At 42.8% G+C, this 14850-nt stretch carries 16 protein-coding genes; 5 read left to right on the forward strand and 11 right to left on the reverse strand.

Annotated features, from left to right (window positions below):
- Window positions 1-88: 88 nt before the first annotated feature.
- Window positions 89-301 (forward strand): CDGSH iron-sulfur domain-containing protein, encoded by a 213-nt coding sequence (locus CYJ36_RS07850; protein ID WP_101566556.1) that lies wholly within the window; start codon window positions 89-91, stop codon window positions 299-301.
- A gap of 185 nt (window positions 302-486) precedes the next feature.
- On the opposite strand, the gene CYJ36_RS07855 is transcribed toward CYJ36_RS07850, so the two are convergent.
- Together CYJ36_RS07855 and CYJ36_RS07860 are read right to left on the reverse strand one after the other, a co-directional pair.
- Window positions 487-816, reverse strand: coding sequence for a YolD-like family protein (locus CYJ36_RS07855; protein ID WP_101566558.1), 330 nt, complete (start codon window positions 814-816; stop codon window positions 487-489).
- Between the two features lie 17 nt (window positions 817-833).
- Window positions 834-2096: a Y-family DNA polymerase gene (locus CYJ36_RS07860; RefSeq protein ID WP_180850161.1), complete on the reverse strand. Its 1263-nt coding sequence runs from the start codon at window positions 2094-2096 to the stop codon at window positions 834-836.
- A 164-nt stretch (window positions 2097-2260) separates the two neighbouring features.
- On the opposite strand from CYJ36_RS07860, the gene CYJ36_RS07865 reads away from it, so the two are divergent.
- Window positions 2261-2452, forward strand: a complete 192-nt coding sequence (locus CYJ36_RS07865; protein WP_101566560.1) for a YqzH family protein — start codon at window positions 2261-2263, stop codon at window positions 2450-2452.
- Between the two features lie 175 nt (window positions 2453-2627).
- Here the strand turns inward: CYJ36_RS07865 and CYJ36_RS07870 are convergent, their stop codons facing one another.
- Both CYJ36_RS07870 and CYJ36_RS07875 read right to left on the reverse strand, forming a co-directional pair.
- On the reverse strand, window positions 2628-3422 hold the full coding sequence (locus CYJ36_RS07870; protein ID WP_101566562.1) for an SDR family NAD(P)-dependent oxidoreductase: 795 nt from the start codon (window positions 3420-3422) through the stop codon (window positions 2628-2630).
- 12 nt (window positions 3423-3434) lie between these two features.
- Window positions 3435-4388: an MBL fold metallo-hydrolase gene (locus CYJ36_RS07875; protein ID WP_101566564.1), complete on the reverse strand. Its 954-nt coding sequence runs from the start codon at window positions 4386-4388 to the stop codon at window positions 3435-3437.
- 606 nt (window positions 4389-4994) lie between these two features.
- Here CYJ36_RS07875 and proC point away from each other — a divergent pair.
- Complete coding sequence (proC, locus tag CYJ36_RS07880) at window positions 4995-5834, forward strand: pyrroline-5-carboxylate reductase (RefSeq protein ID WP_101566566.1); 840 nt, start codon at window positions 4995-4997, stop codon at window positions 5832-5834.
- A gap of 57 nt (window positions 5835-5891) precedes the next feature.
- On the opposite strand, the gene CYJ36_RS07885 is transcribed toward proC, so the two are convergent.
- The 3 genes from CYJ36_RS07885 to CYJ36_RS07895 form a co-directional block, all read right to left on the reverse strand.
- Complete coding sequence (locus tag CYJ36_RS07885; protein WP_101566568.1) at window positions 5892-6341, reverse strand: NUDIX hydrolase; 450 nt, start codon at window positions 6339-6341, stop codon at window positions 5892-5894.
- A gap of 207 nt (window positions 6342-6548) precedes the next feature.
- Complete coding sequence (locus CYJ36_RS07890; protein WP_101566570.1) at window positions 6549-7319, reverse strand: alpha/beta hydrolase; 771 nt, start codon at window positions 7317-7319, stop codon at window positions 6549-6551.
- A 10-nt stretch (window positions 7320-7329) separates the two neighbouring features.
- Window positions 7330-8958, reverse strand: a complete 1629-nt coding sequence (locus tag CYJ36_RS07895) for a M20/M25/M40 family metallo-hydrolase (protein WP_101566572.1) — start codon at window positions 8956-8958, stop codon at window positions 7330-7332.
- Window positions 8959-9090: 132 nt separating this feature from the next.
- Here CYJ36_RS07895 and namA point away from each other — a divergent pair, with 132 nt between their 5' ends.
- Window positions 9091-10107 carry an NADPH dehydrogenase NamA gene (gene namA / locus CYJ36_RS07900; protein WP_101566574.1) on the forward strand — a complete coding sequence of 339 codons (1017 nt, stop codon included), beginning with the start codon at window positions 9091-9093 and terminating at the stop codon, window positions 10105-10107.
- Window positions 10108-10451: 344 nt separating this feature from the next.
- On the opposite strand, the gene CYJ36_RS07905 is transcribed toward namA, so the two are convergent.
- The 4 genes from CYJ36_RS07905 to rnz all read right to left on the reverse strand — a co-directional run bounded on the left by CYJ36_RS07905 (window position 10452) and on the right by rnz (window position 12868).
- Window positions 10452-11006 carry a hypothetical protein gene (locus CYJ36_RS07905; protein ID WP_101566577.1) on the reverse strand — a complete coding sequence of 185 codons (555 nt, stop codon included), beginning with the start codon at window positions 11004-11006 and terminating at the stop codon, window positions 10452-10454.
- Window positions 11007-11169: 163 nt separating this feature from the next.
- Window positions 11170-11319 (reverse strand): 50S ribosomal protein L33, encoded by a 150-nt coding sequence (gene rpmG, locus CYJ36_RS07910; protein WP_070876717.1) that lies wholly within the window; start codon window positions 11317-11319, stop codon window positions 11170-11172.
- An 81-nt stretch (window positions 11320-11400) separates the two neighbouring features.
- Window positions 11401-11946, reverse strand: a complete 546-nt coding sequence (locus CYJ36_RS07915) for a histidine phosphatase family protein (RefSeq protein ID WP_101566578.1) — start codon at window positions 11944-11946, stop codon at window positions 11401-11403.
- The gene (gene rnz, locus CYJ36_RS07920) at window positions 11939-12868 is read right to left on the reverse strand and encodes a ribonuclease Z (RefSeq protein WP_101566581.1); all 930 of its coding nucleotides are present in this window, start codon (window positions 12866-12868) and stop codon (window positions 11939-11941) included. Before rnz ends, CYJ36_RS07915 begins: the two co-directional genes overlap by 8 nt.
- A 487-nt stretch (window positions 12869-13355) precedes the next feature.
- Between rnz and zwf the strand changes: the two genes are divergently transcribed.
- Window positions 13356-14846: a glucose-6-phosphate dehydrogenase gene (zwf, locus tag CYJ36_RS07925; RefSeq protein ID WP_101566582.1), complete on the forward strand. Its 1491-nt coding sequence runs from the start codon at window positions 13356-13358 to the stop codon at window positions 14844-14846.
- Window positions 14847-14850: the final 4 nt, after the last annotated feature.

The raw sequence follows: 14850 nt of genomic DNA on the forward strand, positions 1-14850 counted from the left end.
AGGGTGTTTGTCGAAAAATATTTTTTTGACATCCCACCAACGGGTCAAACCGTTGATATATCAATATTTATAGAGGGAGGTTTTACATGTGTCTAAAGCTCAAATAAAAGTGAATAATAATGGGTCTCTCCGTGTAACCGGTGATGTGGAATTGATTGATGCAGCCGGCAATGTCTTTCAGACTAAGCAGAGCTTTTCGCTTTGCCGCTGCGGGTTATCAAAAAAGATGCCGTTTTGTGATGGATCGCATAAGGGGACGTTTCAATCGATTGTGCACGGAAAAGCGGAACCGCCTGTTTAGCCCCGACAGACAGATAAGGATCCGACAGAAAAAGCCGGTTTTGCTTTTACTGGCGGAGCCGTTCTGGCCGAGGGGTTAGGCGGTGGAGCTGGACAATACGGGCAGACTGATCTGACCTCCGAAGATTTCTGATTAATTAATTAATTAATTAATTAATTAATAAGACTGTCCTTAGAGTGACAGTCTTATTTCCCGCGGATATCTGTGATCTTGTCTAAAGGCAAATCAAAACGAGTTTCTTCTGAGTCAATGATCCGAATGCTCCCGCGGATTGGATCTACATAGTGCACATGGCCTTCCCGTACATGAAAATCATGATTTTCATAATAAGTAAAGGCAAGCTCCCGATTTTCTTCCATTGCAAGACTGATCAATTCATTGAAATGCTCAAGCTGCTGCTCATCCATCACAGGCTTTACTGCATATCCCTGTTCAATCTCAAGCTCTCTCAAAATTTTTACATGCTCAGGCAGCATCATTGATGTCCATTTGATATTGCCCCGATCCCGAATCATGACGATTCCTCCCTTTTCTATGCTTTATGCCCGCCAACAAGCTTCGCGCGATGTCTTGCTGTCCCGGCTTTTGTATAAGAAACGGCGCGCAGCAGGGCATTTGAGCCGTATTTTCCGCGAATGGAGTCCATCACATAACCGAGGATCTGTTCTTTTTCACGATTAGGCTGAAACAAATCAAGCTGCATCTCGGCATCATCTTCAATATTGGACAGGGCAATTGAGATTTTCCGGACGGTTTTATTCGCATAAAATTGGTCAAATAATGTGATGCATGTTTCATAAAGCTCCATTGTAATATTGGTCGGCTGGCGCATTGTTCGCGAGCGGTGAAATCCGCCTCCGAGCTCATCGTGGCTGTAGCCGATTCCAAGACTTACCGTTCTGCCGGCTTTCCGATGCTGCCGGGCCCTTCTTGCCACTTCCTCGCACATTTCAAGGATGACGTGTTTTACTTCGTTCGGATCAGGATAATCCCGCATTAAAATCTGGCTTTTGCCGAAGCTGATTTGTCCCTGCAGGATCGGCGCTCCAATTTCAGACAAATCAACGCCCCATGCATGATAATAAAGCTGATTTCCCATAATGCCGAATTTCTTCTCAAGCGCATCAAGCGGATGATTGGCAAGCTGGCCTACGTTGAAAATCCCCATCCGGTTCAGCGTTTTTTCAACCTGGCTGCCGATGCCCCACATTTCCCGAAGCGGCTCAACTTTCCAAAGTTTCTTCTTCACATCCTCATACGTCCATTCGGCAATTCCTTTTTTCTTCGCGTCCAAATCCAGGCAGATCTTGGAGAGCAGCATATTGGGGCCGATTCCGATTGCACATGGGAGTGAAAATTCACGTTCCATATCGTCTCTGATTTTAGCTGCAATTGTCCAGGCATCTCCCCAGATGCCCTCGACCCCATCAATTTGAATAAAGCTCTCATCCACGCTGTACGTATGAATGGCATCCTTTGGAACGTACCTGTGAAAAAGGCGTGTAAGCTCTGTTGAGATGCGGACAAAGGAGGCCATTTTTGCATTGACAATGCGAATGCGGGGATCGTTCGGAATTTCAAATAAACGAGATCCGGTTTTAATGCCAAATTCCTTTTTCAGGCACGGTGAAGCTGCGAGCACAATGCTCCCCTGCCGCTCTGTATCGCCGACAACAGCTAAATGGCATGTCAGCGGATCAAGCCCTTCCAGAACCGCCGCACAGCTTGCGTAAAAGCTTTTCATGTCAACGCACAGAATTTTTCGTTTTGGAAATTGACTGTAATCCTCAATCATAGTTCTTACTCCTCATAACAGAATATATGTTCGTGTTTATTATATGACTAATAGTAAGCGAATATACGTTCGGTTTCAATGGTAGTTTTCACCATCAGCAAAAAAATAGCTGCTTGGCATCCGGGAAAAACCCGCTTATAATCATGATTAAGAAGAGGTGGAACATGGACGAAAAGTGGATTTATAAAATGATTCAGCAATCCTTTCAGCAATATGAGCTTGCTGGTTCACTTAGTAAAAAAGAAGCACACGTCCTTATTGCAAAAGTAATCGAAAAAAAGAAGAGTGAAGGATCGGAATGGTTTGAAGTGGTTGAGGATGTTGTGTATGGCTATGTGACAAACCAGGAACTATAACGTAAGAAAAGCGCAAGCGCCCGTTTAGCGCAGGCATGACAGATAAGAATCCGGCAGAAAAGTCCGATTTTGTTCTGGCCAAGGAGTTGGGCGATTCAGCTCGCCACAATGCGCAAAATCTTATACTTTCTTATCCCGTAAAAAACCGGCCAAAAGGCCGGTTTTCTTCACTTGATTATTTTCTCGATAGAGCCTTCCCCGCAACCTTTTCAAACAAACGAGGCATGAGCTGGTAAAAGCTGCTGCCTGCATTCATCCAGCCGGGCAAATTAATTTCACGTCTGCTTGTCAGCATAGCGTTCACAATTTTTTCTGACACCTTATCAGGATTAAGCATAAAGCGCTCTACATTCTTTACGTAGTTCCCGCTCGTATCGGCAATTTCGAAAAAGTTCGTTTTTATGGGACCAGGATTAACAGAAGTAACATGAACATTCGTCTCTAAAAGCTCCATCCGCAGGCTGTTTGTAAACCCGAGCACAGCGTGTTTTGAAGCAGAGTATAAACTCGATTTTGGCGTTGCAAGCTTTCCGGCCTGTGAAGCGATATTAATGATATGTCCTTCGTTTTTCTTTTGCATGGAAGGCAACACCATTTTCGTACAGGCAATTAAACCAAACACATTTACCTCAAACATCGATTTCATTTCTTCAAGTGACGCATCTGCGACTGTATTAAAAATACCGAATCCGGCATTATTAACGAGAACATCAATTTGCGGAACATCCGCAAGAATCCGTTCAAAAGTTTGCTGCACCGCGTGTAAGTCACTGACGTCAAGCTGATGGTACGTACAATTCACATCATATTGTTTCGTAATGTTTTCAGCGACAGCAGCAAGACGATCCGATCTTCTGGCAATTAAGATTGGATGACCCCCGCTCTTCGCAACAAGGACAGCCATTTTTTCACCGATTCCGCCTGATGCTCCTGTAATAGCTACAAACCGATTTTTCAATTTTTCATTCATTTATTACACACCTCAGGTATAAATTTTCTGCGCTCCCGCCATATGACCTTTAATTTCTCCAGCAGCCTCTAAATAATCCAGCTGTCCGACCGTTTCAGATATCGTGAGCATCATTTGTCTTTTGTAAAGATGCGGGAAGAGCGTTTGACACGCTTCAAATGCCGTCATCGGCTTTTCTTTTATAAAAGCCCGCACCTCCAATGCCCGTTCCTCCTGCTTTTTCAAACGATAGCGGATGAGTTCATGCGGCATCTCGACCGTTTCCCCATGACCTGAAAACACTCTTGAAATCGGTATTTTGAGCAATGATTCAAACGATTCATTAAATTGAACCTGCGGTTTTGGCCGCTCTCCCCCGTTCATCGGCGGTTCAAGCAAAGGGTTTGCTGAAATATGCTGCAGAAGATGATCGCCGCCAAACATCAGGCCATCCTCTGCACGATACAGAGCGATATGTGTTTGGGCATGACCCGGTGTTTCAATGACATGCCAGCCGTCCATGCCAGGAACAGAGTCTCCCTCACTGATGCCGGCTGTTAAGTTCCGCTTACAGGCATACTTCATGGAAGAATCAAACTGAGCCAAGTAAGGAAGCATCCGTTCATCAATTCCGAATTCAACGAATAGCTTCAAAAAGAATTCTTTTTGAGCCTTCATGAATAACTCATCCTGCATAATCCATGGCGCGTTAAAAGGATGACCGATCACATCGATCGACTGAGGCAGGTAATCAAGCAGTCCGACATGATCTGGATGATGATGTGTAAGGATGACCTGTTCAATGTCCTCAATCCGATAGCCCGCTTGCTCCATTTGAGACTTAAGGGCAGCGAGTGCTTCAGCTGTTTTTGGTCCAGCATCAATCAATGTCAGCCTATCACCTTTTACAAGATACACGTTCACATCTCCTACTGGAAATGGAGTCGGCAATGTTAACTTAATGATCATATCTGATTTCGTTTTCATACCATCTTCCTCATTTGTTATTTTTATATAAGTCTAATATATTCACTGCACTGTTTATGAATGCACATTCATTGATTATAAGCCTTATTTTACACGTTCCTTGCAAATGTGTCATTATTTTCAAATAATTCATGATAAGAAAAGCAAAAAAAGCCACTTGACAAATGCTTGTCCAACCTAGCATAATGATGAACAAATCAATTTAATGCACGAATGCAGGAAATGAATATAGATTGAGCGATGAACAGGAATAGTAAATCAAGCAATGATGAGCAGAGAGTGAAATCCGCCGGCTGAGAGATTTCACCGTCCCCTTGCTGATTGAACCTGCCCTGTGAGCTGTCAGGCAAACTTGACGTAATCCCTCGTTACGGGATTTTAAGTTGGGGTCATGCATTTCGCATTTCCCAATGAAGGTGGTACCGCGGAACCTTTTCGTCCTTTATTTCAAAATTGGATGAAAAGGTTTTTTTATTTGGCTGTTTTCTCATAAATTGTTATTTTCGTAATCTACACGTATTTACCAAGGATTCAGGTTCTTTTACTCAAAACATCTTTGAACAATCAAGAGCTTCAATTTTATTTTTAATATCAGGAGGAATTCACATGAAGAACATCGCATTTGTAGGGGCAGGATCAATGGCAGAGTCCATTATTATCGGATTAATTAATGGCGGTGTGTGCTTCCCTGAACATATAAAAGTCACAAATCGCGCGAGCACGGAACGGCTGACCTGTCTTCATCAAGCCTACGGGGTATCTGTTACAGAAGACAAACAGGAGACCGTCAGAGGGGCGTCTATTATCATTCTTGCGATGAAGCCAAAGGATGTCCGTGCAGGAATTGAAAGCATTCGGGATTATGTGAACAGCAATCAAGTCATCATTTCTATTTTGGCTGGCATCTCAAGTGAAACCATACAGGAACTGTTCGGGAAAAAGCTTTCCATTATTCGTGCCATGCCAAATACATCAGCGACCATTCAAAGATCCGCTACAGGCCTTGCCTGCAATTCAAATGTAACGGCAGCCCAGCTAAAACAGGCAACAGAGCTTTTCCAGGCTATCGGAACAGTTACACATGTTGAGGAAGATCAATTAGATGCGGTTACAGGCCTTTCCGGGAGCGGACCTGCTTACATTTATTACATCGCAGAAGCACTTGAAAAAGCAGCAGAAGAAACAGGCCTTGAAAAAGAGACAGCGAAAGCATTGATTGCCCAAACTCTTCTTGGAGCAGCAGAAATGCTGATGACTTCCGGAAAAGAGCCTGGGGTCCTTCGGAAAGAAGTCACAAGTCCTGGCGGCACGACAGAAGCAGGTATAGAAAAACTGCAGGCATATCAAGTTGATGGAGCAATCGCTGCATGTGTAAAAAGAGCAACGGAACGATCGCATGAACTTAGAGAGATATTCGCAGAAAAGGCATTAAAAGAGCATACTTGAAAAAACTGGTGCAGGAATAAAGCCTCCCATGTATAAAGAAAAAGGCTGAGTAACTCCCTATGCAAGGGATTTGCCAGCCGCTTTTTTTAATTTCATAGAGTGAGAGAGCCGAATGCTGTTCTTCAGCCAGATTGGCGCATTGGGATGCAGAAGAATCTCATCGTACGTCATCCAGGCAACAGACGAGACTTCGTCCTCGCTCTTTGCATAAGGTGTCCCGCTCTCATATTCACACAAAAAAACGACATCAATTACATGAACTCCCTCATCTGAAACGAACGAAGTGCTGTGAACATAGAAAATGTCTTCTTTCACAGAAATTCCGACCTCTTCGTCAATTTCGCGTTTTACTGTTCGTTCTAAAACAGATGAAGAAGCCCCTTCATATTCTACTTTTCCGCCAACAAGAGAAAGCTGTCCTGCAGCATGTTCCTCTTCCATACTTCTTTCAATAATGAGCCACCTGTCATGTTTGAAAATCGCACCTTCAACATTCACAACAAACATATAAAAGAATCCCCCTTATCCGTAATATCCGAAAAACTGAAGAAGAGCCACATTAGAAATTGTGACAAAAAGTCCGCTTTGCAATGGCTGCCTCTTCGATTCCATTCTCACCCAACCGCAAGAAGGATGGAAAGCACTCCAAAGCATAATTCTTCTAATTTACCATAAAAGGAGCTTTCCATGCTCTACTTTGGATCAGTTTCCCTTTTATCGTTCCCTGGTCATATGTTTAATAAGCCAGTCATTTGCATGATCTTCCACGACGTCCAAATGATCCATGAAGCTATGGGCTGCTCCATCTACGATCACAAGCTTAGAATCTTTCGGCAGCCACGTCATTCCAGCACGTGATAGTTCAGATAACCTTTTTTCTTCCTCATCGTAATTGCCATGAATAATTAATACAGGGCACTTAATTGAAGACAGCAGTTTTTTCTGATCACACTGCTCAAAGTCAAGAAGCATTTGCTGATCGATGATTACTGTCTTTCTAGGTCCTTTGGAGAGCTGCTCTGTTATTTTTCCGCTTTCAGCAAGTTCTGTCATTTGTTCCGCTGAAAAATGCTCGTCCCACTGATAGACTGTTCCGCCCGTCGAAGCACCGGTCAGCACCATTGTTTGAATGGCTTCAGAATGACACATTAAACAGATACGGGTTCCGAGACTGTGTCCGTACAAGGCGATTTTTTGGAAGCCTCTTTGTTTCACAAACGTCAGAACAGACTGTAAATCATCTGCTTGTTTTGCCATGGTCAGCGAATCGTCATCACTTTCTCCGCATCCGCTGAAGTCAAAAGCGAGTACATTGAAGCCTGACTTTTGAAACCGAAGAGCAAAACGGTCAAATCTTCCCCGAGAGGTTTTATCTGACGTAAAGCCATGGCACATGATGACGATCGCATCGGCAGAAGCAGGATAAAAATTCCCGATCAATGTTAATTGCCGGGAATTTTTCATTTCAACACGTTCGAACCCCATTTTTTCTCACCTATTTCTTTTCAAAAATACGTTTCAGCGTAAATGAAAGCAGGGCAGGACATGTCTCAAAAGAGTATGGGAGATGCAGACGCTCCGTCCATTTGTGCGGATCCTTGCCAAAAGGGCCGACATTTAAAACAGGAATGTTCAATTCTTTGATTTCCTGCAAAGGAAGCTGATAATGATCTCCGTAAATCGGCATGTTTGCTGTCAGTTCACGAATTGATTCCTCGCTTTCTTTAATCTGCAAAAAGCTTAAATCAGACAACCCGGCAAAATATTGCTGGTTCTTAAGAGAAATTTGAAATTGATTTTTTGCATAGCTTTGAACCTCTCCAAGAACACCTTGTATAAAATCATCCCCTTTTGAAGAAACAGATGGATAAAACGGCGGACTGTAAAAAACAACAATCAAAGGCGCAAGCTCCTTGCACAAGCCGGATAAGCCAGAGACAATTTTATTTGTGAAATGGCGGTCATCCAGATCCCCGCGATTGGCTTTTAAATAATGAATATGTCTGTTTACTTCAGCCTCTCCGACTTTCTTCACAGCGTACTCAAGCAGGTCATCATAGGACATAACGGTTACTTGATAGGACGCAGGTGTATATGTGACAGACTGGCTGTAGCGTCTTGCTTTCTCGTCATAGAATCGCTCAATATTGTTTGCCGCTTCCTCTGCTGTTTTCAAAAGCATATCATGCAGCTCAAGCATACTGCGTTTCATTGTTAAAATATTAAAAAGCGTAACGGCTTCATGCGGAATTTGCACCGAATACTCTTCCTTTAAATCCTTTTGCATCAGATTCATCGGCGGAGGTGTGACTTCGTCATCCGCTATTTCGCTGTAGCGTTCGTTCAGTTCAAGCAGCCTGTTAAGCTCTGATACCATCAGGTTTGCGTTTAATCCTGAAAAAGGCTCCCCAACATGGGTTTCAACTCCGCTGCAGTAAAATCCCGCAAGCACTTTGCCGATTGAACCCGAGTATACATAATAATTCTCATCGTTTGGATATCTAGAAAACATTGGTTCCGAGTTTACGCATGCCCGGTATGAAAGGTTAAACTGGTTTTTCAGATCTTTCAAAACAGGTACCGCTCCAAGCATACCGGCAGAATTCACTTCCTCATCAGGAACGGTCACCAAAAGAAGATTCCCATCAAACTCACCATCCATTGCTCGCTCAAGCATTCCAAGCTGTACGGTCAGACCCGCTTTCATATCCATTGTGCCCCGGCCAAACAGCCAGTCGCCTGTTTCAATATCTTCTTTTACATGAGGAGGCAGCAGATCAGCTGAATTCAGCAGCTCCTTCGTTAATTCGTGGGGATGGAACGCTAAATGCTGCAGGTGACCATAATCTTTCACATCAACAACATCAAAATGACTCAATAAAAGAACGGTTTCGTCTGTCTGCTCCTTGCTTTTTACAAGCGCAGTCAGAAAATACCGTCCATCATCAAGCGGATGCAGCTGAAGAAAATCAGGATTTTCTTTAAAATAAGGAAAATCATTCAATACATAATAAAGATGCTGTGCAAGTGCAATCTCATCTTTTGATCCTGTAATGCTTGCAAGGTTCACTAGGCCAGTTAAAAGTTCCGTCAGCTGCTGCTTTGATTGCCATTTTGAATTCATGATGAGACCTCCTATAATTCTATTCTATAGAATTTTCGCAATTTTTAAAAGAGGTGTCAGGCAACTTCAATGAAGTATGCATTTAAAGCTGTTATACTTTTTATGAAATTCATTTCAGGGAGGCAAAGCTAGATGAAAAACCATTTATTCACACCATATACCGTAAAAAATGTCACACTGAAAAATCGCATAGTGATGTCTCCAATGTGTATGTATTCTTCCCATCGCGAAGGCGGAATGGTTGAAGATTTTCACATGACACACTATATCAGCCGGGCAGTCGGCGGTGCTGGACTGATCATGATAGAAGCAACATCTGTCACTCCACAAGGAAGAATCTCCCCTCAGGATTTAGGGATTTGGAACGATGAACATGCAGATGGACTTGCAAAGCTTGTAGACGGCATGAAGCAATACGGGGCAAAAACAGCCATCCAGCTTGCACATGCGGGACGGAAGGCTGTTTTAGAGGGTGAAATCATTTCGCCTTCAGCACTTGCTTTCAATGAAAAAATGAAAACACCCGCTGCAATGACGAAGGAACAGATCTCTGAAACCATTCAGGCATTTAAGGACGGAGCGATCCGCGCTAAAAAAGCGGGATTCGATATCATTGAGCTTCACGGTGCGCATGGTTACTTAATCAATCAATTCCTGTCCCCTTTGTCAAATAAACGGACAGATGAATATGGCGGAAGCCAAGAAAACCGCTACCGTTTCTTGCATGAAGTGATAGAAGCAGTAAAAGATGTATGGGATGGTCCATTGTTTGTCAGGGTATCCGCAACAGAATATCATCCTGAAGGATTAGACGTAGAAGATTATGTGGAATTCAGCACCTGGATGAAGGAACAGGGCGTTGATTTAATTGATGTCAGCTCAGGGGCTTTAGTGCCTGCTGATATAAAAGTTTTCCCTGGATATCAAGTGAAATTCGCCGAGCGCATCCGTGAAGGAGCAGGCATTAACACTGGTGCGGTCGGACTCATCACATCAGGAATCCAGGCAGATGAGATTCTCGGAAATGAACGTGCGGATTTGATTTTCCTTGCACGCGCACTTCTGCGCGATCCGTATTGGCCCCGGACAGCGGCACTGGAGCTTGGGGCGGAAATTGAAGCTCCGAAGCAATATTCACGAGGATGGTAAAGATATTTTGAAGTTTAATAACTGGAAAAGCAGCCATGACGGCTGCTTTTTTTCAGAAAATAATTCATTTACTCTTTTCTCTGACATCAAGACAAAAATACAATCACCTTGATGCTTTTCAATTTCCGTTCCATCCTTCCTTGTTGAAAACCCAGTTGCAGGACTAAAGACCTTTTCTTCCTGTTTCTTTCACTTCAGAGAAAGCACCAAGTCGATTGTGAGGAACTTTATTTTTATTAACTGCTCCTGGTAAATGATCACCTTGGAATACGATTGTGCGCAATCAGTACAGAAAATGTAAATTCAATAAAAAGAGGAGCTGCATCAGCCCCTCTCAACTATTGCTAAAAACCCTTTTCATCTACCAGTTTCACTTTATCCTGAAGAAGCTCAACCTCTCCTCCTCCAGGCACCAGCTCATCTTGCTGGAAATACCAGAGGACCGTGTTTTGCAAATTGTATTTTTGGGCGATTTCTTTCTCCAGCATGCCCCCTACTTGGAGAGTTCGTGCTTCGGCCCCGTTTATTTTCACTTCCAGAGATCCTTTCTCATCTGAGAGAAGACCATAGATCATAGAGTTACCGTAGAAATGATAATTTAAAAGTTCACTTTCAGCTTGACGGTCTTCGAGCGGATTTGTTGAGATGGACCCAGCTTTCCATCCATAAATTCCTTCTTTTAAAAAAGCCGTTCCAAGATGATTCTTTTGGTCAATAAAAAAGAAGAGGGCTTCATCGTTTATTTTATAGGCTGGAATAACTACTTCCAAATCATGTTTCGTATGCTGCAGCGCTTCAAGAGGCTCATCGAAGGATTGTGATATTTCTGTCATTGACCAGATGACAAAGGCCAGACCAAAACAAATGAATAAACCTAAGGTTACTTTGTATTTATTCACCAAATCCCCCCATTCTTCAAGTGTCTCCTGTTATTTTTTATATTCTAGGCCTTTAAGCTGTATTCCTTTTATCCTTAGAGGGAAATAATCTGCACTATTTCGCTATTTTCAGGCAAGAAAAAAGGAACTTCATCAAAATCTGATGCCGTTCCTCCCTAAATCATTATTTTGTTTCGCGGTGCAGGGTTACTTTTTTAAGTCTGGGTGAATATTTTTTCAATTCCAGGCGGTCTGGATTGTTTCGTTTGTTCTTTTTTGTTATATAATTGCGATCACCAGTCTCAGTGCATTGCAGGGTTACGTTCACTCTCATATCATATTTCCTCCTATTAAAATCACAAAACGTAATAATTACGATTTGATAATGTTATTTTAGCTGGTTCTATCTCCTTTGTCAACTCCATATTCTCTGAATGTCCGCATTCTCATCGTGCTTGAGAATAATTTTAAACACATCGGGATTCGTCATGCTCATCAAGTGATCATATCCGAACGAATTATCGAAAAATCTGAGCAGCAGGGTTGTTAAATTTCCATGACTGACGAGTACTATATGATTTTCTTTTGAAGCAGTAATCTCGGCCAGAAGAGAACAAACCCGCTCTAAGCCCGATTGGTTAGACTCGCCGCCTTCAAAGGCAAGAGACAGATCGTCAAATGTATCCTTAAGCCTGTCTTTCCAATCCTTCATGCTCTTTCCGCTCATCACTCTTTCGGATAAGCGCTCATCAAGATGCAGTTCAAGATTTTTCTTTTCGGCAAGCGGAGCTGCCGTTTGAATGGCACGGAGAAAAGGACTTGAAATGATTATGTCAACTTCAAGCCCTTTAAAAAACTCAGCAAGACCTAAAGCCTGGATAAGCCCTTCATTTGTAAGCTCATCATCAAATGCCTGACCCTTCGCCTGACAATGCCGAACAGCATATATGATTTTAGTCATTTGCTCTCTCGACTTCAAAACATGAAAAATCCTCCGCAACCGATGTGTTAGGAAAAATTGATGCTGCTTCACTTAACAGTGTGTCCTTATCGTCATCCTGATAACGGGCACTAATATGAGTAAGAACCAGTTTTTTTGCATTTGCTTCTAAAGCTGCCGCTGCAGCCTGGGTTGTCGAGGAATGAAAATACTGGTATGCAAGCAGGTCATCTCCCTCACCGAACGTCGCCTCATGGACAAGCATGTCTGCGTTTCGTGCAAGATCCAGAATTTGCGGACATGTTCTCGTATCTCCTAATAATGCCACTACTCTTCCTTTTTTAGGGGCTCCAAGAAAGTCAGCGCCAGATAGCACTCTGCCGTCTTCTAATTGAACGGTTTCGCCATCTTTTAATTTTTTATAAACAGGCCCCGGTCCTACTCCTGCCTCTTTTAACTTGTCCACAAGGAGCATTCCCGGAGCATCCTTTTCAGTAATCCGATACCCGTATGAAGGAACCCCGTGTTCCAGTTTCTTCGCTACAACAGTAAATTGCTCATCTTCAAAAACAAGACCTTCATCAATTTCAACGATTTCAAGCGGATATTTTAAATGTGTAAAACTAAGCAGAAGAGATGACTGAACATATTCTTTAATTCCGGCCGGACCATAAATCGTAAGAGGCTCTTCCCCGCCCTGAAACGAACGGCTCCCCAAAAAACCCGGCAATCCGAATATATGATCGCCATGCATATGTGTTATAAAGATTTTTTCAATTTTCCTCGGTTTTATTGCAGTATATAAAATTTGATGCTGCGTTGCCTCCCCGCAGTCAAACAGCCAGACAGCTTTGCGTTCCTCTAAAAGACGCAGTGCGATTGAGCTGACATTTCTTGCTTTTGCGGGCATTCCCGCACCCGTTCCTAAAAACAGCAGATCCAAAATTGCTTCACCTCGTCCGATTTTCTTATCTATTAGAATACATGACTTCCCGGAAAATATGAAGAATGAAAAGGGATTTAAATGGTTTAGAAGAATATATCATTAACTTGAAGAAAGGGGATTCTATGAAAACTCCAAAACATATCGTGTCTGTATCGGCTTTCATTAAAAATAAAAACAACACAAACCCTGCTATACGTATGGTTCTGCTTCAATAGAAGCGAAAAGCTGGTTAATACAGAAATTCGGTTAACATCAAACAAGGATCTTTCCTTCGACAGGTTTATTTGAACTATTTATTAATTTTCATTTCATCTTTTATCTTTTTTTTCCGATTTGTGGATTCTAATTAATTGGTTCATACTACTTATGTATGAAAATAAACTTAAATGTTTGATTTACATCATTTTTAGCATTAAAATTAAGTACTTAAACAGGTTACATACTTTTTTAATAAATCCGGCTGATATAAAGTGAGGTTCAATACATGAATAAGGAACAAAAACCAAAAGCAGTTATCGTAATATTCGGAGCAACAGGAGACCTTGCAAAACGCAAGCTTTTCCCCTCCATCTACCGCCTGTACCGCAGCAAGAAAATCGATGCTGACTTCGCAGTTGTCGGGGTAGGAAGAAGACCGTGGACAAATGAGGAATTCCGCTCGAATGTCAGTGAATCGATTCAATCATCGTTTAAGCAATCATCTGAGCTTGAAGGATTCACATCACACTTTTATTATCATCCGTTTGATGTGACAAATCCATCTTCATACTTAGAGTTAAAAGGCATCCTGTCCGAAATGGACAGAAAGTATCACATCCCGGGAAACCGGATGTTCTACATGGCCATGGCACCTGAATTCTTCGGAACGATTGCAAGCAATCTTAAAAAAGAGGGATTAACTGCAATAGAGGGCTGGAGCCGACTTGTGATAGAAAAGCCGTTCGGCCATGATTTGCCTTCTGCCCAGGAGCTTAACGATGAAATCCGCGAAGCTTTTTCAGAAGATCAAATCTACCGGATTGACCACTATCTCGGAAAGCAGATGGTACAGAACATTGAAGTCATCCGCTTCTCTAACGCCCTGTTTGAGTCTGTATGGAATAACCGCTATATCTCAAACATTCAGGTCACTTCAAGCGAGGTGCTAGGCGTCGAAGACCGGGGACGCTATTATGAAAACTCAGGTGCTCTGCGGGATATGGTTCAAAACCATCTTATGCAGATGGTAGCCCTCCTTGCAATGGAGCCCCCAATTAAACTTGAAACAGACGAGATCCGTTCTGAAAAAGTAAAAGTGATGCGCGCACTGCGCCCTCTTACTGAACAAGACGTGCCTGATTATTTCGTGCGGGGACAGTATGGAAAAGGCGAATCTGAAGAGGTATCTGTTCCGGGCTACCGCGAAGAAAGCAATGTTGACCCTGAATCCAATACTGAAACCTTTGTTGCCGGCAAGCTGATGATCGACAACTTCAGATGGGCCGGAGTTCCTTTTTACATTCGTACAGGCAAGCGAATGACCGCTAAGTCAACGAAGATTGTTGTTCAGTTTAAAGATCTGCCAATGAATCTCTATTCAAACGATGTAGACAGCAATCATCCGAATCTGCTTGTCATTCACATTCAGCCTGATGAGGGCATAACTCTTCACCTGAATGCTAAAGAATCAGGCGGCGGCTCTTATGTAAAGCCTATTAAGCTAGACTACTGCAGCAACTGTGTTGACCAGTTCAACACTCCGGAAGCGTATGAAAAGCTCATCTACGACGGCTTGCGCGGAGATGCTACTAACTTTACTCACTGGGATGAAGTCTCACTCTCATGGAGCTATGTTGATACGATTTCGAAAGCATGGGAATCGAATAAAGCGGAATTCCCTAACTATGCATCCGGCACAATGGGACCAAAAGCAGCTGACCAACTTCTTGAAAAAGACGGCTTCCACTGGTGGCCAATTACCGATATGGTCGATTAATTTT

The organism is Bacillus sp. UMB0893, assembly GCF_002858905.1.
GTDB lineage: Bacteria > Bacillota > Bacilli > Bacillales > Bacillaceae > Bacillus_P.